This window comes from Paracoccus aerius (assembly GCF_014656455.1).
Classification (GTDB): domain Bacteria; phylum Pseudomonadota; class Alphaproteobacteria; order Rhodobacterales; family Rhodobacteraceae; genus Paracoccus; species Paracoccus aerius.
The window spans coordinates 25,567-49,535 of record NZ_BNCL01000013.1 but is presented as its reverse complement, the minus strand read 5'-3'; the positions used below and the strand labels follow the sequence as shown (position 1 = coordinate 49,535).

Sequence of the window (23,969 nt, the reverse complement as noted above, 5' to 3'; positions counted from 1 at the left end):
GCAAGTGGCCGGACATAAAGGCCGTCCGGCCCGGAGAGACGATGAACAACAGTCTGAAACCCGACCCTTCGGTCATTGGCGGCGTCCCTGTGGCGCCGCTGGCCTTTCTGCCCGATGCCGCGGCAGTCTTTGACAAGCGGGCCGGGCGCTTCGCCTTTCTGGCGGATCACGGCGGCAATCTGGCGCCCTATATGCGCTTTCTGGCCGACCTGACCGCTTTGCAGGCGCGGCTGGCCCGCGAATTGCCGTCCCCGGTTCCGATCCCCTCGGACCGCGTGGAACTGGCCCGCTCCAGCCGGATGCCCCCTATCGACCGCATGGCGCTTGCCACGGACGAAGGAATGCACGCCACGCTGGACCGCTTCCTGGCCGAGGTCGCGGCCGTGGAGATGCCGGAACAGGCCCGCCTTGCGCTGTCCGCCGTGACGGCATCGGGCATCGCCGACCGGCACTGGCTGCTGGAAAACATCCTGTCCGACCGCATCCCGGAAGACAGCGCGGCCCCGCATCTGTTCGTCAGCGCGGCGGTGCAACTGCACCTGGCGCGGCTGGCGGGAACGCTGGACGGGGCGAAGCTGGTCAAGATCAGGACCGGCACCTGCCCCACCTGCGGCGGCAAGCCCGCCACCTCATCGGTGATGGGACAGGCGGGGATCGAAAGCACGCGATACGCCACCTGCGGCTGCTGCGCGACCCAGTGGAACGAGGTGCGGGTCGTCTGCCTTTGCTGCGGATCGAACGCCGCAATCAGCTATCGCAGCGCCGAATCCGGCGAGGCAACGGTCAAGGCCGAGGTTTGCGGCGACTGCAAGGGCTGGGTCAAGATCCTGTATCAGGTCAAGAACGCCAGCCTCGATCCCATCGCCGACGACGTGTCCAGCCTGGGCCTGGACATGCTGATGAAGGACACCGACTTCCGGCGCGGCGGCTTCAACCCCTTCATCGCGGGATACTGATGACGGGGTTCCGGGCCCTGCCCTCGGTCGATCAGTTCCTGTTGTCCCCGATGGGCCGGGCGCTGATCGACGGCCACGGCCGCGCGGCAGTGACGGCGGGCCTGCGCGCCCGTCTGGACGCCGCCCGCGCCGCGATCCGCGACGGCGCCGACGGCGATGCCGAGGCTGCGCGCCTGCCGCATCTGCTGGCCGCCGACCTGGCCGCCGCCGCGCAGTCCAACCTGCGGCCGATGCTGAACCTGACCGGCACTGTCCTGCACACCAACCTGGGTCGCGCGATCCTGGCGGAGGAGGCCATCGCGGCCGCAAGCGCAGCCATGTCTGCGCCCCTGGCGCTGGAATTCGACCTGGGCAGCGGCGGACGCGGGCAGCGCGACGACCACCTGCGCGGGCTTCTGTGCGAGCTGACCGGGGCCGAGGACGCCACCGTCGTCAACAACAATGCCGCCGCCGTCCTGATCGCGCTGAACACCTTCGGCCAGGGGCGGCAGGCCATCGTGTCGCGCGGGGAACTGATCGAGATCGGCGGCGCCTTTCGGATGCCCGACATCATGGCCCGTGCCGGCGCGCATCTGGTCGAGGTGGGCACCACCAACCGCACCCATCCCCGCGATTACCAGGACGCGATCACGCCGGACACGGGCCTGATCCTGAAGGTCCATACCTCGAACTATCGCATCGAGGGCTTCACGGCCGAGGTGCCGGCCCCGCACCTCGCGCAGATCGCGGGCAGGGCGGGGGTCGTGCTGCTCAATGACCTGGGCGCGGGGTCGCTGGTCGATCTGGCTGGCTGGGGGTTGCGCCGCGAACCCACCGTGGCCGAGGCCGTGGCCGAAGGCGCGGATCTGGTGACCTTTTCCGGCGACAAGCTTCTGGGCGGGCCGCAGGCGGGTTTCATAGTCGGCCGACGCGACCTGATCGCGCAGATCAACAGGAACCCGCTGAAACGCGCCGTCCGCCTGGACAAGATCCGCATCGCGGCTTTGGAGGCCACCTTGCGCCTTTACCGCGACCCGGACCGGCTGGCCGAACGCCTGCCCACCCTGCAATACCTGTCGCGCCCGCAAGCCGACATCGCCGCGCAGGCCGCCCGCCTCGCCCCGCAAGTGGGTGCGCTGCTGCCAGACTACACGGTGACCACGACGGATTGCGCCAGCCAGATCGGCTCGGGCGCGCTGCCCACCGACACCATCCCCTCGGCCGGGCTGCGGATCACGGGCGCGGGGGGCAACGCGCCCGACCGGCTGGCCGCGCAGTTGCGCGCCCTGCCCCGCCCGGTGGTCGGCCACATCCGCGAGGGCGCCTTGATCCTTGACCTGCGCTGCCTTGACCGGGACGAGGATCTGCTGGGGGCATTGTCGGCATGATCGTCGGCACGGCGGGGCATATCGACCACGGCAAGACCGCCCTGGTGAAGGCGCTGACCGGCACCGATGCCGACCGCCTGGCCGAGGAGAAGGCGCGCGGCATCACCATCGACCTGGGCTTTGCCTATGCCGACCTGGGTGGCGGCACCATCACCGGCTTCGTCGATGTGCCGGGGCACGAACGGCTGATCCACACCATGCTGGCGGGCGCGGGCGGCATCGACATGGCGCTGCTGGTGGTGGCCGCAGACGACGGCGTAATGCCGCAGACGCGGGAACATGTGGCGATCCTGGACCTGCTGGGCATCGGGCGCGGCATTGTCGCGCTGACCAAGGCCGACCTGGCGGACGACGCGCGGCGCGCCGAAGCCGCGGCCGAAATCCGCGAGGCCCTTGCAGGGACCGCCTTGGCCGATGCGCCGATCCTGCCCGTATCGTCCCTGACCGGCAAAGGGATCGACGCCCTGCGGGCGTCGCTGATCGCCGCTGAATCCGAAACGACCGCCCGCCATGCCGATGGCCCGATGCGCCTGGCGGTGGATCGCAGCTTTACCCTGTCCGGCGCGGGGACGGTCGTGACCGGCACGATGCTGACCGGCCGAGTCGCCGTGGGCGATCAGGTGATCGTCAGCCCGCGCGGCCTGCCCGCCCGCATCCGCGCCATCCACGCGCAGAACCGCCCGGCGACCGAAGGCCGGGCGGGACAGCGATGCGCGCTGAACCTGGCGGGCGAGGCGATCAGCAAGGACGCCATCCATCGCGGCGATGTGGTGCTGTCGCTCGCGCTGCACGCGCCGACCGACCGGATCGACGCCTGGCTGACGGTGCTGCCGTCGGAACCCAAGCCCATCGGCACCTGGTTCCCCGCCCGCCTGCACAGCCATGCGGTCGAAACCGGCGCGCGCATCGTGCCTCTGGGCGATCTGATCCAGCCCGGCCAGGGCGGCCCGGTGCAGATCGTGCTGGACCGGCCCATTGCCGCGGCGGTGCATGACCGCTTCATCCTGCGCGACGTGTCGGCCAGCCGGACCATCGGCGGCGGGCGCTTCCTCGACCTGCGCGCCCCGGCCCGCAAGCGCCGCACGCCCGAACGGCTGGCGCTGCTGGACGCCGCCCGCGCCGAGGATCCGGCGGCAGCCCTTGCCGCGATGCTGGCCGTGGCACCGGTCGATCTGCCCGCCTTTGCCCGCGACCGCAGCCTGTCGCCCGCCGGTCTGGCCGATGCGCTGCGCCACGCGGATGGGGCGACCATCGGCGACTTGGCGCTTGGCCGTCCGGTGCTGGACGCGCTGCAAGCCCAGTTGACGGACACCCTGACGCAGTTCCACGAAGGCAATCCCGACCTGGCGGGGCTGGGCCGCGAACGCCTGCGCCTGCAACTGCACCCGCGCCTGCCGAAGGACGCCTTCCTGGCCTTCCTGCGGGCCGAGGCTGATGCGGGACGCGCGGTCCTGGACGGCGCCTTTGTCCGCCTGCCCGGCCACGAGGTCCGCCTGACGCCAGATGACGAGGCCCTGTGGGACCGCATCGCCCCCGCCCTTGGGGGCGAGACCCGCTTTCGCCCGCCGCGCGTGCGCGACTTCGCGACCGAATTCGGCATCGACGAAAAGGACGTGCGCCGCGTCCTGCGCCTGACGCAGAAACTGGGCCGCACCGACCAGATCGCCCATGACCATTTCTTCGCGCGCGAGGTGACGCGGGAAATGGTGGCGATCATCCACGATGTCGCGGCGCAGGCCCCTGACGGCTGGTTCACCGCGCCCGCATTTCGCGACCGCGTGCAGAACGGCCGCAAGGTCGCCATCGAGATCCTGGACTTCTTCGACCGCCTTGGGCTGACCTTGCGCCGGGGCGATTTACGTCGCATCAACCCTCATCGCGCCGACCTGTTCGGCGATCCTGGAAGGGAATCGTCCCCGGTGGGGCGGCCGGACTTCAACTCCGGTTGGGGCAGCGAGACTGTCCCGGGTGGGTTCGACTCCCATTCCCTTCCGCCATCATCCCAAGGCCAGCCATGAACGAAACCGATTTCGACGACTGGGTGCAGCAGACTTATGCCGAAACCCAGGGCTTCACGATGCTGATCGTGCTTCTGGGCTTGGGGGGCGGGCGCGTCGATCTGCTGCGGTCGGCCTATCTGCACGTGATCGGGGACGAGATCCGCTGGCCCGACATGACGGGCTATCTGGACGGATCGGGTGTGGCCTGGGACGCGGTGGTCCTGTTCCGCGCCGGCCGCGAGGGGCTGGTCAAGGACGACATCGCCCGCGACCGGCTGGACCAGCTTGTTCGTGCGATGAACGGCGATCGCACCCTCATCCGCGACGGAGAGTTCCTGAACCGCGACGGGCTGAGGCTGCGGCTGGACGATGCGGAACCGCAGCCGCCGATGCTGAACTGATCAGCAGGCGGCGGGCTGCGCCGCCACCGGCTCGGCCCGTCCGGCCAGGTCCAGGCCGCGTGCGGTGGGCGGCTGCCAGGTGGGAGAAGCGTTCACCGCGCCCTGCGCATTCGTCCCCAGATGCGATCCGCCAAGGCCGCCGCTCCACCCGCTGGTGCCGGCGTTGTTGGCCTCGGTGCTGTCGGAACCGGGCTGGGGCTGGGTGGCGGGCTGGGCCACCGTGTCGGGCGCCGGGCAGTTGCCTTCGCCCGATTGGCCCTGCACCTGCGTTTGGGCCGCCGGCGCGGGGGTTGCGGCGCGGGGCTGGGCCATGTCAGGCGCGGCGGGCGTGGGCGCGGTCTGCGGCCAGGCGGCGCTTGCGGCCAGAAGGCTGGTGGCAATGATGACGCTGAAGCGGGTCATGGCGGGCCTTTCCAGGACAGGGACAGCGGAAAACGCGCGGCCCGCTGCGCGGGTTCCGCTTGCAGAGAACCGCCCCCCCGACTAGAAGGGCGGGAATTTTTTCGGGCCGCCACGCTTTGGCGGCCATCATGGCATGAGGACGATGATGCAGGTCACGGAAACGCAGAACGAAGGTCTCAAGCGGGGCTATCAGTTCACCCTGCCGGCAGCTGATCTGGCCGCGACGGTCGATGCGAAGCTGAAGGAAGCGCAGCCCGAAGTCGAGATGAAGGGCTTTCGCAAGGGCAAGGTCCCGATGGCCATGCTGAAGAAGCAGTTCGGCCAGCGTATCCTGGGCGACGCCATGCAGGAAGCCATCGACGGCGCGCTGAAGAACCACCTGGAAACGTCCGGCGACCGTCCCGCGACCCAGCCCAAGGTGGAAATGCAGAACGGCGAGACCTGGAAGGAAGGCGACGACGTTGTCGTCAACGTTTCCTACGAGGCGCTGCCCGCGATCCCCGAGGTTGACCTGACCAGCCTGACCCTGGAAAAGCTGACCGTCCCGGCCGAGGAAGCCGCCATCAACGAGGCGCTGGAAAACCTGGCGAAGTCGGCCCAGTCCTTCGAGGACCGCAAGAAGGGCAGCAAGGCCAAGGACGGCGACCAGGTCGTGATCGATTTCAAGGGCTTTGTGGATGGCGAGGCCTTCGAGGGCGGCGCGGGCGAGGATTACCCGCTGGTGCTGGGTTCCAACAGCTTCATCCCCGGTTTCGAGGACCAGTTGGTCGGCGCCAAGGCCGATGACGACGTGACCGTCACCGTGACCTTCCCGACCGAATACGGCGCGCCCCACCTGGCGGGCAAGGAAGCCACCTTCGAATGCAAGGTGAAGGCCGTGAAGGCGCCCAAGGCGGCCGAACTGGACGACGAGCTGGCCAAGAAGTTCGGCGCCGAGGACCTGGAGGGCCTGAAGAAGCAGATCGCCGGCCGGCTGGAGCAGGAATATGCCGGCGCCGCCCGCGCGATCCTGAAGCGTTCGCTGCTGGACCAGCTGGACGAGAAGGTGAAGTTCGACCTGCCCGAATCGTTGGTCGAGGCCGAGGCGCACCAGATCGCCCACCAGCTGTGGCACGAGGAAAACCCTGAGGTTCACGACCACAACCACGGCAGCATCGAGCCGACGGACGAGCACAAGAAGCTGGCCGAGCGTCGCGTCCGCCTGGGACTGCTGCTGGCCGAGATCGGCCAGAAGGCCGAGGTGACCGTCACCGACCAGGAAATGACCCAGGCCGTGCTGCGCGCCGCCCGTCAGTATCCCGGCCAGGAACGCGCCTTCTTCGAGTTCGTCCAGCAGAACCAGGCCGTCCAGCAGCAACTGCGCGCGCCCATCTTCGAAGACAAGGTCGTCGACCACATCGCCGAGCAGGCGCAGTTGAGCGAAAAGACCGTGACCAAGGAAGAACTGGAAAAGGCCGTCGAGGCCCTGGACGAACTTTGATCGTCTTCTGACGCCATTCCGAAAGGCCGCGCCACCCGCGCGGCCTTTTCATTTGCGGATCTTGTGACCGCTTTTCCCTCCCCCTATCTTGTGGCCATGTCAGCACAACTCCACCTCATAAAGCTTTGCGTCGGCGCCGAAGGCCCTGACGAACTGGTCCAGTGGCAGCGCCGCTTTGGCGACGGCCATGCCATCCATGTCACCCGGATGTGGCCCAAGCGCGAGGAAGAATTGCTGGCCGGGGGCTCGATCTTCTGGGTGTTCAAGGGCGTCATGCTGGCCCGCCAGCGGATCGTCCGGCTGGACGAACATCATCGTGACGACGGCATCCGCCGATGTGCGCTGATCCTTGACCGCGACATCGTGCCGGTGACCGCCGTGCCCCGCCGCCCCTTCCAGGGCTGGCGCTATCTGCCCGCCCAGGACGCCCCCGCCGACATGCCGCGCGGCCGGGAAGGCGGCACAGCCCTGCCCCCGCAAATGGCCGCGGCACTTGCCGAAATGGGCCTTGTCTGATGCTTGACGAGGCCCGCGCCTTCGTTTAGCCAAGGCGCCACGCGGGTGTAGCTCAATGGTAGAGCAGCAGCTTCCCAAGCTGAATACGAGGGTTCGATTCCCTTCACCCGCTCCAATCCTCAAAGCGTGACAAACGATCCTGGTGCCGCTGCGCATGAAAAAAAGCCGCGGTGGTGAACCGCGGCCCAGGTTTGTCCTTGCGGCTTGGGATCAGAACCCGAAGCTGAACTTCCGCACGATGCCCAGCTTCAGCGCGGGCTGGTATTCGTCCTGCACGACCGGCGAGTCCGCCGCGTCACCGATCAGCTTGCCGTATTCGACCTCGCCCAGGACGGCCAGATTATCGGTCAGGGTGACGCGCGCCTCGAAGGTGATCGCGGCCTTGTTGAAGCCGCCGCCGATGTCATAGGCAGGGCGCCCGGGCCGCGCTTCGTCGGCATCCACGCCGAAATACGTGTCGTTGTAGTCGCCGTTGCCATAGCCCAGCGACAGGCCAGACCACAGCGTCACGCGTTCGGACAGGTCGGTGCGATACTTGGCGCCCACTTCCCCCGTCAGGCCCTCGTGGCCGTCAAAGCCCCGGCGGACCGAACCAAAGGTCATCAGCGGGCCCATGCCGTAGCTGGCGCGCAGGCCCAGTTCATAGGCCGCGTCGATGTCGCGCATTCCGGCCAGATCGTCGTTGTCCGACGCCTCGCGCTCGCCCTCGACGTTGAAGGACGGAGAGATCGCAAAGCCTTCGCGCAGGTCGCTGCCCGGCTGGGTGAAGCCCGCGTTGCGCCAGATCAGCCAGGTTCCCGCCTTGGCGTCGTCGGAACCGGGATATTCCGGCCCGACATCCACGCCGACCCCAAGATCGACCGAGAATTCGCGGCCAGCAAAGCCAAGATCCTGCGCCTGTGCACCCGTGGCAGCGGATGCGGCAAGAACGGCCAGGGCCAGCAGATGTTTCATGGTCGGGTCCTTCGGAGGGGTCGGCGGGATGTAGATGCTACCTAGGGTCGAATCGCGATGTCGCACAAGGCGCGCCGCGCCTGCCTGCGACGATCATCGAGGAGGCGGCGCATTTGGGCAACAGCCTAGGCCTGCCCCGCGCCCCGTTCCGCCCCGTCCAGGCTTTCGAGCGCGGACATCCACAAATCCTCGGCCCGCGCCATGGCCTGCACGGCCTCGGACCGCTTGGAGGACCAGCGTTTCGCCTCGTGCGGGTCGTTGTAGAGCGCAGGATCGGCCAGCTTGACGTCCAGCTTCTCCAGCATCTCGGTCAGCTTCTGGACGCGTTCCTCGGCCCGGCGGACCTCGGCGCGCAAGGCAAGGATTTCATCACGAGGCGCGCGCTTGGGGGCGGGTTTCGGCTTTTCCTCGACGACCTTGGGTTCGTCCCCACCCAGCAGGAAGCGGCGGTAATCGTCCAGGTCGCCTTCATAAGGGGCGACCGCGCCATCCTTGACCAGCCACAGCCGGTCCGCCACCAGACCCAGCAGGTGCATGTCGTGGCTGACCAGCACGACGGCGCCGGTATAGTCGTTCAGCGCCTCGGTCAGCGCCTCGCGGGATTCGATGTCCAGGTGGTTGGTCGGCTCGTCCAGGATCAGCAGATGCGGCGCGTCGATGGTCGCGATCAACAGCGACAGCCGCGCCTTCTGGCCGCCCGACAACTGGCCCACCTTGGTCTCGGCCTGCGCCTCCATCAGGCCAAAGCCTGCCAGCCGCGCGCGCAGCCGTGCCGGCGCCTCGGTCGGGCGGAGGCGGCGGATATGATCCAGCGGCGTCTCGGCCAGGTCCAGTTCATCGACCTGATGCTGCGCGAAATAGCCGATGCGCAGCTTGGACGACCGGGTCAGCTTGCCTTCCATCGGTGCCAGACGCTCGGCCAGCAGCTTCGACAGCGTCGACTTGCCCTGCCCGTTGCGGCCCAGAAGCGCGATGCGGTCGTCCTGGTCGATGCGCAGGGTCAGCTTGCGCAGCACGGCGCGGTCGTCATAGCCGACGCTGGTCCCTTCCATCGCGACGATGGGGGGAGACAGTTCCTCGGGCTGGGGAAAGCCGAAGCGGTGGAACTTGGCTTCCTCGGGGGCGGTGATCGGCTCCATCTTGGCCAGCATCTTGACGCGGGCCTGGGCCTGGCGGGCCTTGCTGGCCTTGGCGCCGAAGCGGTCCACGAAGCTTTGCAGATGCGCGCGGCGGGCCTGCTGCTTCTTCGCCTCGGCCGCCTGCAGGGCGCGGCGTTCCGCCCGCAACCGGGCGAAGTCGTCATAGCCGCCGGTGTATAGCGTCAGCTTGCGGTTCTCGAGATGCAGGATATGGCCCACGGCGCGGTTCAAGAGGTCGCGGTCGTGGCTGATGATGATGACCGTATGCGGATAGCGGGCCAGATAGGTTTCCAGCCACAGCGCGCCTTCCAGGTCAAGATAGTTGGTCGGTTCGTCCAGCAGCAGCAGGTCGGGCTGCGCGAACAGCACGCCCGCAAGCGCCACCCGCATCCGCCAGCCGCCTGAAAAGTCGCTGGTGGGCCGGGCCTGGTCGGCGGTGGAAAAACCCAGGCCGTCCAGGATGGACGCTGCCCGCGCCTCGGCCGACCAGGCGTCGATATCGGCCAGGCGGGTCTGGATGTCCGCGATGCGATGCGCGTCGGTGGCGGTATGGCTTTCCGCCAGAAGGGCCGCGCGTTCCTTGTCCTCGGCCAGAACGGTTTCCAGGACCGAGGTTGCCGTGCCTGCCGCTTCTTGCGCGACGCCGCCGATGCGGGCGCGGCTAGGCAGGCTGATGTCGCCGCCGTCGAGGCTGAGTTCGCCCCGGATCAGGCGGAACAGGGTGGTCTTGCCAGCACCGTTGGGACCGACAAGGCCCACCTTGTGGCCTTCGGGAATGGTGGCCGTGGCCCCTTCGAACAAGGGCCGGCCCTGGATGGAATAGGATATGTCATCGATGCGCAGCATGGGCGGGGCATGGCCGATGCGGGGCCCGCCGTCAAGCGGCGACCGCCCCACATGGCCCCGTCCGTGCAACGCCTAGTTGGCGGGCGCCGTTGTTCCGCCGATCGGGTCCTGCGTCTCCTGCGTCCCCGGCGCGCCGTCCACGGGCGCGGGCACGGTTTCGTTGGTTTCGACCGCTGCCTCGCCCGCCGTCTCGGCCGAGTCGCGGCCCGACAGCACCATCCATGCCACCAGCAGGACGAAGCCCAGCGGGATCAACGCATACAGCAGCGACCGCGGCATTCCGCGCTTGGGTTCAGGTTCTCTGGCCATTCCGATGTTCCTTTTCAATGTCCCAGGGGTAACAGCGAAGAAGGGGAGAAGTTGCAATCGGCCTGCCCCGCTGTCGCGGCGGAAGGCCCATGGGTCGCCGGTCTGTCACTGGCCTGTCGCCCCATCGTCATTCAACCATTGTCAATAATGGTTAACGAGCCGCACACTGCAACAGGATCCCGCCTGAGCCGCCGGATTGCCGGAAGAAGGCCAGGCTGGTCCGGGCAGGCCCAGAAACCGCCCGCGGCGCGTCCTCTCGTGCCGTGGGCAAGGCCGGGCGTGGCGGATGAAACCGTCGCCACCCCGGCGTCCCCGAAAAAGCGGTTCATCGTCATCAGTAAAGTTGAGGAGCAACCCCATGCTACGCATCGTTCTCGGCACCGCGCTTCTGGCTGTTGCGGCCACGCCGCTTGCGGCGCAGAACAGGATTGACGGGCAGGCACCGAACGCCCCTGCCCTTTCGGCCTATGGCAGCTATGCCGTGGGTGTCAGGCAGTTCGATCTTGTGAACAGGAACCAGATCGACGTCGCGGCCATCGACCCCACGGGCACCGGCGAATTGGCGCGATACGACCGCCCGCTGACGGTCGAGATGTGGTATCCCGCAGCCACGGATTCCATCGGCGCCACGTCGTTCAACACCTATCTGCGCGACGGCGTGACCGAGGTGACGCTGGAAGGCCGCGCCATCCGCAACGCGGCGCCTCCGAAGGAATCGAACCCTTTCCCGCTGGTCGTGGTCAGCCACGGCTATCCGGGCAACCGGTTCCTGCTGTCCCACCTGGCCGAGAACCTTGCCTCCAAGGGCTATGTGGTCGCATCCATCGACCATACGGATTCGACCTATCGTGATCAGCGGGCCTTCGCCTCGACCCTGGTCAACCGACCTCTGGACCAGCGGTTCGTGCTGGACGAGATGGCCCGGCTGAACGCGGATGCGGGTTCGGATTTCGCCGGGCTGATCGACACCGACAACACCGGCCTGATCGGCTATTCGATGGGCGGATACGGCGCCATCGTCTCGGCCGGCGGCGGGCTGAGCGAAAGCGCCATGCGCCTTGGGCCCCGCGATACGCTGGCGATCCATCGCGAGGGCAGCGAAACCCATGACGCCCTGCCCGATCCGCGCATCAAGACCGCGGTCGCGATCGGCCCCTGGGGGATGAATGTGGGCCTGTGGGATGCCGAAGGCCTGGCGGGGATCGAGATCCCGATGCTGTTCATCGCCGGATCGAATGACCGCACCTCGGGTTACGACAACGGCATCCGCAAGATCTGGGAAGGCGCGACCGGCGTCGACCGTGCCCTCCTGACCTTCGAGGGCGGCGGCCACAACACGGTGGGTCCCATCCCTGCCCCCGTCGAGAGCATTGCGGCAGGTGTCTCGGGCCATTACACCGACCCGGTCTGGGACACGGTCTTCATGAACGATGTCGGCCAGCATTTCGTGACTGCCTGGATGGATCTTGAGCTGAAGGGCGATTCGACCATGCAGCGATACCTGGACCTGCAACAGAACGGCAGCGATGGCGTCTGGTCGGTGGACGAGAACGGCGCCTTCAGGGACGACCACACCTACTGGCTGGGCTTCCCCGAAGGGGCGGCCGAGGGGCTGAGCTACGAGGTGCTGGATGCCCAGGTGGCGCCGGTGCCGCTGCCGGCCTCGGTCTGGCTGCTGGGGCTGTCGGTCGCGGGACTCGGCGCGCTTCGCAGCCGGCGCAAGGGGAAAGCCTGACAGCCGTCCGTCCTGGCATGGGGCCGATACCTCATGCCAGGTTGCGCTGCCGGTTCGGACCTTCGGTATCGGATTGGTCGGTGCCGTCGCTTGGGCCGATGTCCGGGGCAATATGGTCGCTTGATCTTTGAGAGGCGTTGTCGGGGCGCCTGACGATCACGATGCCCATCCTGCGCCGGTCGCACAGGTCCTCGGCCAGGTTGGGGCGCAGCCGTGCCGCCCAACCGTCGCGGCCTTCGGATCCGGCGACAACAAGCGTGTCCTCCGGCATATTGGCCACCGCCGCGTCAAGGACCGGTCCCTGCACATGCGCAAGGCGGCGCCATGCCAGATCGGGGGGCAGCCTCGCCACCAGCCTGGCAAAGCAGGACTGGGCGATCCAGGCCGCCCTGCGCCTTCTTTCGGTGATCTCCTGCTCGGGCATCCTGATCCTGCGGGATCGCAAAAGCCCCTCCTCGAGGAAATACCAGACATTCAGGATATCCAGCGGAACATCCAGGGCCCGCGCCAGGGTGAACGAGACACGCAGTATCTCGGCCGCCAGGGCGGGGTCTGTGCTGTCGTCCCGGTCCGGGTCGATCAGCGCGGTCACCGATGCCGGGGGACCGGTATGGCCGTTCATGATCCAGACCGGCCTGGCCGAGTGCCGCGACAGATCGCGCCGCAAGTCCTGTTCCCGCCTTCTTGGACCGCCGATCGCCGGGTCGCACTGGACGATGACCAGTTCGGCGTCCAGGTCGTGCAGGCAGTCGGCGGTGACCGAAGCCACGGCCGATGTCGTGGCCCCCATCGCGGCCAAGCCTTCCATCAGGCGCATCTGGCTGTCGGTCAGCCCCGGCTCCAACGAAAACAGCCCCAGCCGAAGCGGTCCGCCGCGCGACAGCCGTTCCATGACCTGCAAAAGCCCGGCCGCATCGCAATCCCTCGTGGTGACCAGGGCGATCCGCTTCATGGCCCGGGCTTTCCCCGGTCGGACGGGCGGATCAGCAGATCGGGCTTCTGGCCCGACCGCCAGGCCGCGGCCCGGCCCAGAAGATGCGCCCCGATCGGCGCGGTCATCAGCAGGAACAGGATGGCGATCAGCGCCCGGCTGGCCGCACTGACGCCGCCGATATCGACCGCCGCAGCCAGCAGGGCCAGCGACCCCGCCAGACTGCCCACCTTGGACGAGGCGTGCATCCGCGTCAGCGCGTCCGGAAAGCGCAGGATGCCGATGGCCGCGACCAGGGCAAAGCCTCCGGCCAGAAGCGCAAGGATCGCGGTCAGGATCTCAGTCATCGCTGTCGCTCCTGCGGGCAAGCCTTTCGGCGTAGCGGGCAAGGGCCACCACCGACAGGAAGCTGACAAGGGCCAGGGCCACCGCGATGTCCAGGAAAGCCTCGGATTCCGTGCGCACGGCGTAAAGGCCGCAGACGCCGATCACGGCGGTCGTCATCATGTCCAGGGCGACGACCCGGTCTGCCAGGCTTGGTCCCTTGGCCAGCCGCACGAAGCCGATGCTGATGGCGATCCCGACCATGACAAGGGCCAGGGTGATGCTTGCCTGCATGATGTCGAAGGGGGTCATGGGCGGAAAACCTTTCCGATGCGACGCTCCATCCCGGACTTCAGGTCGGCGACCAGGGCGGCTTCGTCGGTGGCGTAGATCGAGTGGACCAGAAGAGCGCTGCGGTCCTCGGCCACATCCAGCGTGAGGGTGCCGGGCGTCAGGGTGATCAGGCTGGCCAGCAGGAAGATTTCGGCATCCGATTGGCCGTCGAGCGGCATCCGCACGATGGCCGGGTGCAGGTTCGGGCGCGGGGCGATGCAGTCGCGCGCCACCATGATCGAGGACTTGACCAGTTCCTTGATGAAATAGGCGATCAGCACCAGCGTCTGCGGCAGGGCGCGGAAATACCGCCGCTCGTCCCCCTGGGCGATCAGGTCGCGGGCGAACCACAGCGCGCAATAGCCGATGACAAAGCCCGCGAGAAGGTTCGGCAGCGAGAACCCGTTCCACAGCGCCGACCAAGCGAGCGCCAGAAAGACGTTGATGGAAAGAAGCTTCATCGGCGCGCCTCGCCCAGAACGGCCGCGACATAGGCGGCGGGATCAAGAAGCTGCTCGGCCCCCTTTGTCGCAAAGTCGAGGAAGGCCGAGGGGAAGGCGCCGATGGCGACCGTCATCACCGCCAGGGCGACGATCGGCACCATCATCTGCCACCGCGCGGACTGGGGCAGATCGGCCAAGGCGGGCTGGCGTCCTTTGGGATGGGCCTTCCAGAAGGCCTCGGCCCAGATCTTGGTCATCGAGAAGATCGTCAGCAGCCCGACCAGCAGCGCGACCCCCGCCACCAGCCATTCGCCCAGGTCCAGCGATGCGCGGACGATGACGAACTTGGCCCAGAAGCCCGACAGCGGCGGAAAGCCGGCCAGCGAGAAGGCCGGGATGATGAACAGGGCCGCCAGCAGCGGCGCGGAGCGGTAAAGGCCGCCGATGGCGTAGAGATCCGACGATCCGGTCAGGCGGCGCGACACACCGGCGATCAGGAAAAGGTTGGTCTTCACGATGATGTGGTGCAGCAGATAGAAGACCGCGCCCATCACGGCCAGGGGCGTCATCAGCGCCAGGCCCAGCACCATGTAGCCGATCTGGCTGATGATGTGGAAGGACAGGATCTTGCGGAAATCGCTTTGCGCGGCCGCCCCCAGCACGCCCGTCAGCATCGTCAGCAGCGACACCCACAGCAGGATCTCGTGCGTGTAGCCGATGTCGCCCACGAAGATCAGCGTGAAGACGCGCATCAGGGCATAGACGCCCACCTTGGTCAGCAGCCCCGCAAACACCGCCGAGACCGCGTAATGGGGGGTATGATAGGAAGCGGGCAGCCAGAAGAACAGCGGAAAGACCGCCGCCTTCATCCCGAAGGCCACCATCAGCATCATCGCGATCAGCGTCATCAGCCCCTGGTCGGGCGAGGCCGCGACGGCCCCGCGCAGATCCGCCATGTTCAGCGTGCCGGTCGCGCCGTAAAGCAGGCCCGCGCCCGCCAGGAACAGCACCGTGGCGATCAGGTTCAGCGTGACGTATTTGACCGCCCCGTCGATCGCCTGCTTCCTGCCCCCGATCACCAACAGCCCGAAGGACGAGATCAGCAGCACCTCGAACCAGACATAAAGGTTGAACAGGTCGCCGGTCAGGAAGGCGCCGGTGACGCCGCCCAGCAGCGACTGGAACAGGGCGTGGTATCCCAGCCGGGAGGACTCCGGCCCGATCTCGGCCAGGGACCAGACGGCTACGGCAAGCCCGATGATCGCGGTGATCAGCACCATCGCCGCCGACAGGTGGTCGGCTACCAAGGTGATGCCATAGGGGGCCTGCCAGCCACCCACCTGCCCTGCGACCACCCCCCGGTCCAGGACTACGCCCACCAGCAGCACGGCCACGCCGAGCGAGGCGACCGCGCCGGCGACGGACGCAAGATCCCCCATCCGCGAGCCGCGCAACAGGAAGGCCAGGACCGCAGTCATGAATGGAATGAGGATCGGAAGCGCAAGAACCCAGCTCATCGGCGGTCCTCGGCCGGTTCGGCACTGCGCATCCTGTCAACCTCAAGGTGGCCGAAGCTGCGATAGGCCCGGATGGTCAGGGCCAGGGCAAAGGCGAACAGTCCGAAGCCGATCACGATGGCCGTCAGCAGCAGCGCCTGCGGCAGCGCGTTGGCCATTGTGTCGGGCGGCAACGCGCCTGACGCACCCAGCAGCGGCGGCGCGCCGGGGGTCAGGCGGCCCGCAGCCAGGATCGCCAGGTTCACGCCGTTGGACAGCAGCAGCAGGCCGAACAGAAAGCGCATCAGGTTGCCCGACAGCATCAACCAGATCGCCATGCTGACCAGAAAGCCCGCAAGGCAGGCGACAAGGGTTTCCATCAGACGGTCTCCTCGAGCGCGAAGACCAGCGTCAGGATCGCCCCGAAGACGGCCAGGTAGACGCCGATGTCGAAAACCAGCACGGTGGACAGGGCAAGATCCTCAAGGATCAGCCAAAGCCCCGTGAACGGATCCAGGCTGGCCAGGGCCGAGGCCAGACCGGACAGCACCGCAATCGCCATGCCCCAGACGCCGATGGCGCGCGGATCGACGCGCAGGGCCCGGCGGGCGTCCTCGACCCCCGCCGCGAAGCTGTAAAGGACAAAGCCCGCGGCGCCGATCAGCCCGCCGATGAAGCCGCCGCCCGGGCTGTTATGGCCGCGCAGCAGCACGAACAGCGAAAACAGCAGGAACAGACCCGTCAGGAACCGCGCGCCGACCGAAAGGATCAGTGAGTTCATGGCCCTGCCTTCCGCTTGCGCTTCAGGACGGCATAGGCGCCAAAGGATGCCAGCAGCACCACGATCAGTTCGCCGAAGGTGTCGAAGGCGCGGAAATCGACAAGAACGACGTTCACGATGTTGAGCCCATGTGCCAAGGCATAAGAGTTCTCCTCGAAGTAACTGGTGATGCTGCGGTCAAGGGGCGATGCCGTGACCGACAGGATGATCACGGTGACGCAAAGTCCCGTGGTCACGGCCACCACCCCATGGGCCATCTGGCGACGGGGGCTTCGACGCTCGGTGATGCCCGGCAGGCGCAGGGCGGCGATGGCGAACATGACGGCCGACAGCGTCTCGACCATCAGCTGCGTCGTGGCGACATCGGGGGCGCCCGCATAGATGAAGATCACGGCGACGCCGATGCCGACGGTTCCGATCCCTGCGATCGCCGCAATCCGGGAATGGGTGTTCAGCGCCAGCACCGCGCCCGCCGCGGTAAAGATCGCCGTCAGCCACAGGAAGGCCGAGCGCGGCAGTTCCACCGCGATCTCGGGCCGGCCGCGGATGATGGTCAGCCCAAGCGCCAGGGCAACCACGGCAAAGACCGCCATCAGATAGGCCGTCAGCCTGCCTGTCTGCAGCATCCGGGTCTGCCAGGCGGCCAGGACGCGCAACCCGTCAAGCACCCTGTCCCATCCGTCGTCAAGCGATGGAAGGCGCCGCAGGACCGGATCCACCAAGGCGGCAAAGCGCGCGCGCATCAGATACAGCATGATCCCCAGCGTGAAGGTCAGCAGGCTGAGGACAAAGGCCCGGTTGAACCCGGCCCACAGGTGCAGCCCGGCGGCGCGGTCCTGCAAAAGGCTTCCCGTCAGGGCGCTGCCGATGACCGACCCCAGCAAGGGCTGCGCCAGCACCCCGACGACCAGCCCGCCAAGGGCCAGGATGACCGGCCCCGCCAGCATCTGCCACGGCGCCTCGTGCGGGTGATGGGGCGTAGTGATGGGCGCGCCGAAGAACGGGCGCAGCGCGATGATCCCTGCCACGGCGAACATCAGGGCATTGGCCGCAACGGCGGCGGCGGCGACAAGGGGCGCGCCCGTCATGGTCTCCGCACCCGCGTAGATCAGCTCCTTCCCGATCCAGCCGATCATGGGCGGCAGGCCCGCCATCGAGGCGCAGGCAAGAACCGCCGCCAGCGCCGTCAGCGGCATGGCCCGCCCCAGCCCGCCCAGTTGTGCCACCTCGCGCGTGCCGGTGCCGTGGTCGACGGCGCCCACGACCATGAACAGGCTGGCCTTGTAGAGCGAATGGACGATCAGAAAGGTCACCGCCGCCGTCAGGGCATAGGGATGGGCCCCGGCCAGCAGCATCGTGATCGTGCCCAGGGCCATCAGCGTGGTATAGGCAAGCGCCTGCTTCAGGTCGCTTTGCCGCATCGCCAGGACCGAGGCCAGCACCGCCGTGATGGCCCCTGCGGTTGTCAGCGCCACGCTCCAGGCCAGGGTGCCGCCCAGGGCGGGATGCAGGCGGGCCAGCAGATAGACCCCGGCCTTCACCATCGTGGCCGAATGAAGGTAGGCCGATACCGGGGTCGGCGCCGCCATCGCGTTCGGAAGCCAGAAATGGAACGGGAACTGGGCCGACTTGGTGAATGCGCCTAGCAGCACCAGCACCAGGATCGGCCCGTACAGGCTGCTGTCCTGAAGCCCCGGACCCGTCAGGATCTGCGCCAGGTCGTATCCGCCCGCCGCAGTGCCGATCAGGATGAAGCCCGCCAGCAGCGCCAATCCCCCGCCCGCCGTGACCAGCATCGCCTGCAAGGCGTTGCGGCGGGCGCGGGGATTGTCGTGATCAAAGCCGATCAGCAGATATGACGTGATGCTGGTCAGTTCCCAGAACAGGAACAGCGTGATCAAATCGCGGGCCAGCACCAGCCCCAGCATCGACACCATGAAGGCGAACAGAAACAGGACGAACCGCCCGAACTGGGGGTGATCACCCATGTAGCCGGTGGCATAAAGAAAGATCAACGACCCGATCCCGCTGATCAGAAGCCCGAAGATCAGCGACAGCCCGTCCACCATGAAGGCCAGCGAGATCCCCAGCGAGGGCGCCCAGTCCAGGGCGAACAGGACAGGACGGTCATCGACGACCGCAGGCGCCATCAGCGCCATGCCGACAAGGATCAGGGCGGCAAGAATTGACGCTGCATAACCCAGCATCCGGCCCGCGCCGTCAGACGCGCCGTCGAGCATGGCAATTCCTTAAAGCTATCTCTTGTTCGCCAGATTTTAATCACGGTATCGGCAAGGTATGGAAATTGATAATCAGACGATGTTCGATAGCCATTCTCTATAAGGAATGCCGATGCCGACGCTCCAGCAGCTTCGATACCTTCTTGCAATCGCAGATACGCTGAACTTCAGCCGTGCTGCCGAACAATGCCATGTGACGCAGCCCACGCTCAGCATCCAGGTCAAGGAACTGGAAGCCAGGCTGGGCACGAAGCTGGTCGAACGCAGCCGGACCCGCGTGCTTCTGACCCCCGTCGGCGCCGAGATCGCAAGGCGGGCGCGCATCATCGTGGCCGAGATCGACGACATCCGCGACATCGCCCGGCGCGAGGATCCCCATGCCATGCAAAGCCTGCTGCGCATGGGCGTCGTCCACACCGTCGGCGCCTATGTCCTGTCCATCGCCATGCCGACGCTTCGCCAGTCCTACCAGCAAACCCGTATCCATGTCCGCGAGGAACGGTCCGAGGAACTGCAGGGGAACCTTGCCGACGGCCAATACGACGTGATCCTGCTGCCCGAGATCCCCGTGCGCGAGGATTTCGCCTTCCATGTCCTGGTGACCGAGCCGCTGCACCTGGTGGTGCCGCAGGATCACCGCCTGGCCGGCCACAAGCACGTGCAAGCCGCCGATCTGGCCGGCGAGACGATCCTGACGATGGAACGGCGCGAAGGGGCGACCGACGACGTGGCCCGCCTTTGCCGCGACGTGGGCGCGATCCAGGCCAGCGACTATGTCGGCACCACGCTGGACACCCTGCGCCAGATGGTCGCTGCAGGAATGGGCATCGCCCTGCTGCCCGCGCTTTATGTCCGGTCCGAGGTCATGCGCGAGGAACTGGTGGTCGCCATCCCGCTAAATCCACCGGCCCCGACCCGCAGCATCTGCATGGCCTGGCGGAAATCGTCCCAGCGTGCCGAGACTTATACCGATTTCGCCGAAACGATCAGCGTTTGTCTTAGGCCATGGGACGTGGACGCAGGCAGATAGGCCAGGCTGGGCTTCGCGGATTTCCAGATCGGCACCCGGCCGGGATCATCGGTTTCGGCATGGGAAGCGGGACAATCCGTCAGCGCGGTGATGCATGAGCAAAAAAGGCCCCCGCAAGAGCTCTATTTTCGGGTTTGCGATGTGCAAGTGGCGGAGTGGAAGGGATTCGAACCCTCGAGACGGTTTCCCGCCTGCACCCTTAGCAGGGGTGTGCCTTCGACCACTCGGCCACCACTCCGCTGGCCGGTATAGGGATGGGCCGGGGTGGTGACAAGGGGCTTTTTTGGCCCTGTCACCCTCGCCCTCAGCCCTTGCGGCGGAAGGTGGCGTAGTGCGGCACGCGGCCCTCGCGCAGGGCCTTCTGTTCATAGCGGGTGCTAAGCCAGTCGTCCCAGGCGACCGGGCTGTCGCCCACCAGGTCGAAGCCCGCCTGCGGCACCTCCTCGAGCGTCTGGCGCATGTAGTCGGGGATGTCGGTGGCAACCCGGAACTCGGCCCCGGGCTTCATGACGCGGGCCAAGGGGATAAGGTGTTCGGGCGTGACGAAGCGGCGGCGGTGATGGCGCGCCTTGGGCCAGGGATCGGGATAGTTCAGGAAGGCCCTGCTGATCGAGGCATCCGGCAGCACGTCCATCAGGTCGCGCGCATCGCCGGGATGCACGCTGACATTGGTCACGCCCGCGCCCCGGATCTTGCCCAGCAGCATGGCGACGCCGTTGATGAAGGGCTCGCAGCCGATGATGCCGATATCGGGGTATCGAGCGGCCATGTGGACCATGTGCTCGCCCCCGCCGAAGCCGACCTCCAGCCAGATCGGGCGGTCGTCCCCGAAGATGGCGGCCGGGTCGATCGGCGTGCGGTCGGGATTGTCGCCCACGGTGATGCCGCGCGGGCGCAACTCGCCCAGATCTTCGGACAGATAGCCCTTCTGGCTTTGGCGCAGGGTCTTCCCGTGCCGCCGGCCATAGAAGTTGCGGCGCGGCGGGTTCGGGTCGAAGGCGGATTTCGGTGTGTCGGACATGCCGGGGGATTGCACCGCAAGTCGCGGCGGGTCAAGCCCCCTGCCCGCTGCCCTATTCGCCCATCAGCCGGCTGATGATGACCGTGACCTCGGGCTTCTTGCCGATCTCCTCCATTGCGACCTGGCGGGTGATCTTGCGGATCGCCTCGTCCATCTTGGCGTCGTCGCGCACCACGCGGGCATCGGCGCCCTCCAGGAACTCGGACAACTCGCCTTCTATATGGGCGCCCAGATCCTCGCCGCCCCGGGTGCGGCCGGGAAGGCCCATCAGTTCCACCCAGGCGTCGGGCAGGACGTTGTCATCCTCGTCCACGATCACGCTGACAAGCGCGTGCCCGTTCAGCGCCATGCGGATGCGGTCGCGGACCACGCCGTCCATCGCGCCGATCAGCACGGTGCCGTCCAGGTACAGCCGGCCGGTTTCCACCTGGTCCACAACGCGGGGGGTATCGCCCGTCAGGTCCAGCATCGTGCCGTTGGTGACGATTTCGGCCGCGATGCCCTTGGCGCGGGCCATCATCACATGTTCCCGCAGATGCAGGTGCTCGCCATGCATCGGGATCACGATCTGCGGCTTCAGCAGTTCGTGCAGCGCCTCGATGTCGGGGCGGTTCGCGTGGCCCGAGACGTGGTAGAGGCCGTCATCGGCGTCAAAGACCTCGACCCCCAACTCGCTCAGCGAGTTCATGATGCGGCCCACGGACTTCTCGTTGCCGGGGATGGTCTTGGAACTGAACAGGAAACTGTCGCCTTCCTTCAGCATCAGCCCCAGATAGCGGCCGCGCGACAGCTGCGCACTGGCGGCGCGTCGTTCGCCCTGGCTGCCGGTCGCCAGCAGCATGACCTGGTTGCGCGGCAGGCTTGCGGCTTCCTCGGGGCCGATGGTGTCGGGGAAATCGGTGAGGACGCCGGTTTCCAGGCCCACGGCGACCATCTTGCGCATGGCCCGGCCCAGCAGGCAGACCTTGCGGTTCGCGGCAATGGCGGCATCAGAAAGGGTCTTCAGCCGCGCGATGTTGCTGGCGAAGGTGGTGGCGACAACCATGTTCTTCTGCGCCACGACCCATTCAAGGATCGGATTGGCCAGCATCGCCTCGGACCGGCCGGGATGGGTCGAGAAGATGTTGGTGCTGTCGCAGGCCAGGACCTTGATGCCCCGCCCTTCGGCGGCAATGTCGTGCCAGGCGATCGGGTCGAAGGGATCGCCCACGACCGGGGTTCCGTCCAGCTTGAAGTCGCCCGTGTGGACGACGCGGCCCGCAGGCGTGTCGATGATCAGGGCCGAGCTTTCGGGAATCGAGTGGCTGACCGGCACGAACTGTACGGTGAAGGGGCCGACCTGCGTCACCTCGGGGCGCGGCCCGGTGATGTTGACGACCGAGGGCGAATGGCCCGCATCCTCCAGCTTCAGCCGGACCAGGGCGCCGGTGAACTGGCGGGCATAGATCGGTACATCCAGCCGCCCGTAGAGATGACCCAGGGCGCCCAGGTGATCCTCGTGCCCGTGGGTGATGAAGATCGCGTCCAGCCGGTCGCGGTTCTTTTGCAGCCAGGTCAGGTCCGGCATGATCAGGTCAATGCCGGGGCTGCTGTCCATGTCGCCGAAGCTGACGCCCAGGTCGACCAGGATCAGGCGTTCGCGTCCGGGCTGGCCATAGCCATAGACATAGGCGTTCATGCCGATTTCGCCCGCGCCGCCCAGCGGCAGATAAATCAGGCGCTCAGCCATTGCCCATCTCCTTGTTGTAATCGTGAATGAGCCGCAGCCCGTGCATCGTCAGATCGTCTTCGATTGCCTCGAACAGGTCAAACCCCTGATCGAACAGCGGCGCAAGCCCTCCGGTTGCAATCACCTTCATCGGGCGGCCCCTTTCCGCGCGGATCTGGCGGACCACGCCGTCTACAAGGCCGATATAGCCCCAGAAGATCCCCGACTGGATGCAGGCGACGGTGTTGGTGCCGATCACCTTGGCCGGCATGGTCACGTCCACATGCGGCAGACTGGCCGCGCCCATGTGGAGTGCTTCCAGCGACAGGTTCACGCCGGGCGCGATCGCGCCGCCGATATAGGCGCCGTCCATGTCCACCACGTCAAAGGTCGTCGCGGTGCCGAAATCCACGACGATCAGATCCGGCCCGTGCCGGTCGAAAGCCGCAACCGTGTTCACCAGCCGGTCCGGCCCGACGACGGTGCCTTCGTCCACGCGAGGGGCGACGGGCAGCAGGCAATCGGGCTTTCCCACCACCAGCGGGCGGGTGTCGAAATAGCGGTTGCACAGGACGCGCAGGTTGAAGACCACGCGCGGCGCGGTCGAGCTGATGATGCAGGCGTCGATGTCGAGCGCGAACTTCTGCCCATCGATCAGCGTGGACAGCCAGACGAAGTATTCGTCGGCCGTCCGCCGATGGTCCGTGGCGATGCGCCAATGGGCCAGGAACCGTTCGCCGTTCCAGATGGAAAACACGGTGTTGGTGTTGCCGGTGTCGATGCACAAGAGCACGGGTCATACCCCCGCAAAATAGATGTCGGCCGCCGGGATCGCCTGCCTGCCGCGCGGACCGGACAGGATCAGCGCGCCGGTTTCGTCGATCCCGTCAAAGCGGCCGGTCGTCTCGGTCGTGCCGGTGCGGGCGATGATCGTCTCGCCCAGGCGGGTGGCGCGGGCCAGCCATGCCTCGCGGATGGGGCCGAAGCCATAGGCCCGCATCTGCCGGTGCCAGTCGTCGAAGGCCAGGGCAAGGGCAGACAGGAAGTCGTCGGGGCTGACCGTCAGGCCGGTCTCGCCCAGCAGGCTGACCGGGCGGGTCGCGCCAGGTTCCACCAAGCCCGCATCCGGCGCGGCGGCCAGGTTGACGCCGATGCCGATGGCCAAGGCCTGGATGGTGCCGCCGGATCCGATGCTTTCCAGCAGGATGCCGGACAGCTTGCCGCCGTTCAGCAGCACGTCGTTCGGCCATTTCAGCGCCACGTTCAACTGCGGCCCGCAAAGCTGGCGCAGCGCGTCATGGACGGCCAGCGCCGCGACAAAGGACAAACGCGCGGCATCCGCCGGGCCGCCTTCGGGACGCAGGACCAGGGTTGCCGCGAAATTGCCGGGGGGGTCGGTCCAGGCCCTGCCCCTTCGGCCGCGGCCCGCCGTCTGGCGGCGCGCCATGATCCAGGTCGGCCCGGACAGCGCGGGCGCCATCCGCATTGCCTCGGCATTCGTGCTGTCAACCTGATCCAGGACGTGGCGCGCCACGCCCTCGGGCCAGGCTGTCAGCG

The 23,969-nt window shown here is 67.2% G+C and carries 23 protein-coding genes, 3 tRNA genes and 1 pseudogene; 10 read left to right on the top strand and 17 right to left on the bottom strand.

Going from position 1 to position 23,969, the window contains the following annotated elements:
* Window positions 1–41: 41 nt before the first annotated feature.
* From fdhE to IE224_RS14600, 5 genes and pseudogenes are all read left to right on the top strand, one after another.
* Entirely contained in the window at window positions 42–956 is a 915-nt protein-coding gene (fdhE, locus tag IE224_RS14620) for a formate dehydrogenase accessory protein FdhE (RefSeq protein ID WP_191311388.1), read from the top strand.
* Window positions 956–2,323: an L-seryl-tRNA(Sec) selenium transferase gene (gene selA, locus IE224_RS14615; protein WP_191311386.1), complete on the top strand. Its 1,368-nt coding sequence runs from the start codon at window positions 956–958 to the stop codon at window positions 2,321–2,323. The genes fdhE and selA overlap by 1 nt, the downstream gene beginning before the upstream one ends.
* Window positions 2,320–4,176, top strand: a pseudogene (selB, locus tag IE224_RS14610) (selenocysteine-specific translation elongation factor); the annotation flags it as partial. The gene selA and the pseudogene selB, both read left to right, overlap by 4 nt.
* Before the next feature lie 48 nt (window positions 4,177–4,224).
* A tRNA-Sec gene (locus IE224_RS14605) sits at window positions 4,225–4,320 on the top strand.
* A 17-nt stretch (window positions 4,321–4,337) separates the two neighbouring features.
* Complete coding sequence (locus IE224_RS14600) at window positions 4,338–4,724, top strand: hypothetical protein (protein WP_167621722.1); 387 nt, start codon at window positions 4,338–4,340, stop codon at window positions 4,722–4,724.
* Here IE224_RS14600 and IE224_RS14595 read toward each other — a convergent pair whose 3' ends face one another.
* Complete coding sequence (locus tag IE224_RS14595; RefSeq protein ID WP_191311384.1) at window positions 4,725–5,126, bottom strand: hypothetical protein; 402 nt, start codon at window positions 5,124–5,126, stop codon at window positions 4,725–4,727.
* Between the two features lie 145 nt (window positions 5,127–5,271).
* Between IE224_RS14595 and tig the strand changes: the two genes are divergently transcribed.
* The 3 genes from tig to IE224_RS14580 all read left to right on the top strand — a co-directional run bounded on the left by tig (window position 5,272) and on the right by IE224_RS14580 (window position 7,237).
* Window positions 5,272–6,606 (top strand): trigger factor, encoded by a 1,335-nt coding sequence (gene tig, locus IE224_RS14590; RefSeq protein ID WP_167623396.1) that lies wholly within the window; start codon window positions 5,272–5,274, stop codon window positions 6,604–6,606.
* 96 nt (window positions 6,607–6,702) lie between these two features.
* Complete coding sequence (locus IE224_RS14585) at window positions 6,703–7,122, top strand: DUF1489 family protein (RefSeq protein WP_191311473.1); 420 nt, start codon at window positions 6,703–6,705, stop codon at window positions 7,120–7,122.
* Between the two features lie 41 nt (window positions 7,123–7,163).
* Window positions 7,164–7,237: transfer RNA gene (locus IE224_RS14580), tRNA-Gly, on the top strand.
* Between the two features lie 95 nt (window positions 7,238–7,332).
* Here the strand turns inward: IE224_RS14580 and IE224_RS14575 are convergent.
* The 3 genes from IE224_RS14575 to IE224_RS14565 all read right to left on the bottom strand — a co-directional run bounded on the left by IE224_RS14575 (window position 7,333) and on the right by IE224_RS14565 (window position 10,370).
* Window positions 7,333–8,076: a MipA/OmpV family protein gene (locus tag IE224_RS14575; protein ID WP_167621719.1), complete on the bottom strand. Its 744-nt coding sequence runs from the start codon at window positions 8,074–8,076 to the stop codon at window positions 7,333–7,335.
* A gap of 125 nt (window positions 8,077–8,201) precedes the next feature.
* Window positions 8,202–10,061, bottom strand: coding sequence for an ABC-F family ATP-binding cassette domain-containing protein (locus tag IE224_RS14570; protein ID WP_191311382.1), 1,860 nt, complete (start codon window positions 10,059–10,061; stop codon window positions 8,202–8,204).
* Between the two features lie 72 nt (window positions 10,062–10,133).
* The gene (locus tag IE224_RS14565; protein ID WP_167621717.1) at window positions 10,134–10,370 is read right to left on the bottom strand and encodes a hypothetical protein; all 237 of its coding nucleotides are present in this window, start codon (window positions 10,368–10,370) and stop codon (window positions 10,134–10,136) included.
* Window positions 10,371–10,728: 358 nt separating this feature from the next.
* On the opposite strand from IE224_RS14565, the gene IE224_RS14560 reads away from it, so the two are divergent.
* The gene (locus IE224_RS14560) at window positions 10,729–12,105 is read left to right on the top strand and encodes a poly(ethylene terephthalate) hydrolase family protein (protein WP_191311380.1); all 1,377 of its coding nucleotides are present in this window, start codon (window positions 10,729–10,731) and stop codon (window positions 12,103–12,105) included.
* A gap of 31 nt (window positions 12,106–12,136) precedes the next feature.
* On the opposite strand, the gene IE224_RS14555 is transcribed toward IE224_RS14560, so the two are convergent.
* From IE224_RS14555 to mbhE, 8 genes are read right to left on the bottom strand one after another with little or no spacing between them, the layout of a single operon-like run.
* Window positions 12,137–13,057, bottom strand: a complete 921-nt coding sequence (locus tag IE224_RS14555) for a hypothetical protein (RefSeq protein ID WP_191311378.1) — start codon at window positions 13,055–13,057, stop codon at window positions 12,137–12,139.
* Complete coding sequence (gene mnhG, locus IE224_RS14550; RefSeq protein ID WP_167621714.1) at window positions 13,054–13,383, bottom strand: monovalent cation/H(+) antiporter subunit G; 330 nt, start codon at window positions 13,381–13,383, stop codon at window positions 13,054–13,056. The genes IE224_RS14555 and mnhG overlap by 4 nt, the downstream gene beginning before the upstream one ends.
* Window positions 13,376–13,672 (bottom strand): MrpF/PhaF family protein, encoded by a 297-nt coding sequence (locus tag IE224_RS14545; protein ID WP_167621713.1) that lies wholly within the window; start codon window positions 13,670–13,672, stop codon window positions 13,376–13,378. Before IE224_RS14545 ends, mnhG begins: the two co-directional genes overlap by 8 nt.
* A complete protein-coding gene (locus IE224_RS14540; RefSeq protein WP_167621712.1) occupies window positions 13,669–14,154 on the bottom strand; it encodes a Na+/H+ antiporter subunit E in 486 nt (161 codons plus the stop codon). The genes IE224_RS14545 and IE224_RS14540 overlap by 4 nt, the downstream gene beginning before the upstream one ends.
* Window positions 14,151–15,653, bottom strand: coding sequence for a Na+/H+ antiporter subunit D (locus IE224_RS14535; protein ID WP_191311376.1), 1,503 nt, complete (start codon window positions 15,651–15,653; stop codon window positions 14,151–14,153). The genes IE224_RS14540 and IE224_RS14535 overlap by 4 nt, the downstream gene beginning before the upstream one ends.
* On the bottom strand, window positions 15,650–16,012 hold the full coding sequence (locus IE224_RS14530; RefSeq protein ID WP_167621710.1) for a Na+/H+ antiporter subunit C: 363 nt from the start codon (window positions 16,010–16,012) through the stop codon (window positions 15,650–15,652). The genes IE224_RS14535 and IE224_RS14530 overlap by 4 nt, the downstream gene beginning before the upstream one ends.
* A complete protein-coding gene (locus tag IE224_RS14525; protein WP_167621709.1) occupies window positions 16,012–16,413 on the bottom strand; it encodes an MnhB domain-containing protein in 402 nt (133 codons plus the stop codon). The genes IE224_RS14530 and IE224_RS14525 overlap by 1 nt, the downstream gene beginning before the upstream one ends.
* Window positions 16,410–18,653, bottom strand: coding sequence for a hydrogen gas-evolving membrane-bound hydrogenase subunit E (gene mbhE / locus IE224_RS14520; RefSeq protein WP_191311374.1), 2,244 nt, complete (start codon window positions 18,651–18,653; stop codon window positions 16,410–16,412). The genes IE224_RS14525 and mbhE overlap by 4 nt, the downstream gene beginning before the upstream one ends.
* 112 nt (window positions 18,654–18,765) lie before the next feature.
* Between mbhE and IE224_RS14515 the strand changes: the two genes are divergently transcribed.
* Window positions 18,766–19,683 (top strand): LysR family transcriptional regulator, encoded by a 918-nt coding sequence (locus tag IE224_RS14515; protein WP_191311373.1) that lies wholly within the window; start codon window positions 18,766–18,768, stop codon window positions 19,681–19,683.
* 148 nt (window positions 19,684–19,831) lie between these two features.
* On the opposite strand, the gene IE224_RS14510 is transcribed toward IE224_RS14515, so the two are convergent.
* The 5 genes from IE224_RS14510 to IE224_RS14490 all read right to left on the bottom strand — a co-directional run bounded on the left by IE224_RS14510 (window position 19,832) and on the right by IE224_RS14490 (window position 23,967).
* Window positions 19,832–19,921, bottom strand: a tRNA-Ser gene (locus tag IE224_RS14510).
* Between the two features lie 66 nt (window positions 19,922–19,987).
* Window positions 19,988–20,704, bottom strand: a complete 717-nt coding sequence (gene trmB / locus IE224_RS14505; protein ID WP_191311371.1) for a tRNA (guanine(46)-N(7))-methyltransferase TrmB — start codon at window positions 20,702–20,704, stop codon at window positions 19,988–19,990.
* A 52-nt stretch (window positions 20,705–20,756) separates the two neighbouring features.
* Window positions 20,757–22,433 carry a ribonuclease J gene (locus tag IE224_RS14500; protein WP_191311370.1) on the bottom strand — a complete coding sequence of 559 codons (1,677 nt, stop codon included), beginning with the start codon at window positions 22,431–22,433 and terminating at the stop codon, window positions 20,757–20,759.
* Window positions 22,426–23,205 carry a type III pantothenate kinase gene (locus tag IE224_RS14495; protein ID WP_167621663.1) on the bottom strand — a complete coding sequence of 260 codons (780 nt, stop codon included), beginning with the start codon at window positions 23,203–23,205 and terminating at the stop codon, window positions 22,426–22,428. Before IE224_RS14495 ends, IE224_RS14500 begins: the two co-directional genes overlap by 8 nt.
* 3 nt (window positions 23,206–23,208) lie before the next feature.
* Complete coding sequence (locus tag IE224_RS14490; protein WP_191311471.1) at window positions 23,209–23,967, bottom strand: biotin--[acetyl-CoA-carboxylase] ligase; 759 nt, start codon at window positions 23,965–23,967, stop codon at window positions 23,209–23,211.
* Between the last annotated feature and the right edge of the window lie 2 nt (window positions 23,968–23,969).

Coding starts and splice junctions, on each gene's coding strand:
- IE224_RS14515 (WP_191311373.1), top strand. CDS start 18,766: ATGCCGACGCTCCAGCAGCTTCGATACCTTCTTGCAATCGCAGATACG.
- IE224_RS14585 (WP_191311473.1), top strand. CDS start 6,703: ATGTCAGCACAACTCCACCTCATAAAGCTTTGCGTCGGCGCCGAAGGC.
- IE224_RS14525 (WP_167621709.1), bottom strand. CDS start 16,413: ATGAACTCACTGATCCTTTCGGTCGGCGCGCGGTTCCTGACGGGTCTG.
- IE224_RS14555 (WP_191311378.1), bottom strand. CDS start 13,057: ATGAAGCGGATCGCCCTGGTCACCACGAGGGATTGCGATGCGGCCGGG.
- IE224_RS14595 (WP_191311384.1), bottom strand. CDS start 5,126: ATGACCCGCTTCAGCGTCATCATTGCCACCAGCCTTCTGGCCGCAAGC.
- mbhE (WP_191311374.1), bottom strand. CDS start 18,653: ATGCTCGACGGCGCGTCTGACGGCGCGGGCCGGATGCTGGGTTATGCA.
- IE224_RS14500 (WP_191311370.1), bottom strand. CDS start 22,433: ATGGCTGAGCGCCTGATTTATCTGCCGCTGGGCGGCGCGGGCGAAATC.
- IE224_RS14540 (WP_167621712.1), bottom strand. CDS start 14,154: ATGAAGCTTCTTTCCATCAACGTCTTTCTGGCGCTCGCTTGGTCGGCG.
- IE224_RS14530 (WP_167621710.1), bottom strand. CDS start 16,012: ATGGAAACCCTTGTCGCCTGCCTTGCGGGCTTTCTGGTCAGCATGGCG.
- IE224_RS14535 (WP_191311376.1), bottom strand. CDS start 15,653: ATGAGCTGGGTTCTTGCGCTTCCGATCCTCATTCCATTCATGACTGCG.
- fdhE (WP_191311388.1), top strand. CDS start 42: ATGAACAACAGTCTGAAACCCGACCCTTCGGTCATTGGCGGCGTCCCT.
- IE224_RS14560 (WP_191311380.1), top strand. CDS start 10,729: ATGCTACGCATCGTTCTCGGCACCGCGCTTCTGGCTGTTGCGGCCACG.
- mnhG (WP_167621714.1), bottom strand. CDS start 13,383: ATGACTGAGATCCTGACCGCGATCCTTGCGCTTCTGGCCGGAGGCTTT.
- IE224_RS14575 (WP_167621719.1), bottom strand. CDS start 8,076: ATGAAACATCTGCTGGCCCTGGCCGTTCTTGCCGCATCCGCTGCCACG.
- IE224_RS14570 (WP_191311382.1), bottom strand. CDS start 10,061: ATGCTGCGCATCGATGACATATCCTATTCCATCCAGGGCCGGCCCTTG.
- tig (WP_167623396.1), top strand. CDS start 5,272: ATGCAGGTCACGGAAACGCAGAACGAAGGTCTCAAGCGGGGCTATCAG.
- IE224_RS14600 (WP_167621722.1), top strand. CDS start 4,338: ATGAACGAAACCGATTTCGACGACTGGGTGCAGCAGACTTATGCCGAA.
- IE224_RS14545 (WP_167621713.1), bottom strand. CDS start 13,672: ATGACCCCCTTCGACATCATGCAGGCAAGCATCACCCTGGCCCTTGTC.
- IE224_RS14565 (WP_167621717.1), bottom strand. CDS start 10,370: ATGGCCAGAGAACCTGAACCCAAGCGCGGAATGCCGCGGTCGCTGCTG.
- selA (WP_191311386.1), top strand. CDS start 956: ATGACGGGGTTCCGGGCCCTGCCCTCGGTCGATCAGTTCCTGTTGTCC.
- trmB (WP_191311371.1), bottom strand. CDS start 20,704: ATGTCCGACACACCGAAATCCGCCTTCGACCCGAACCCGCCGCGCCGC.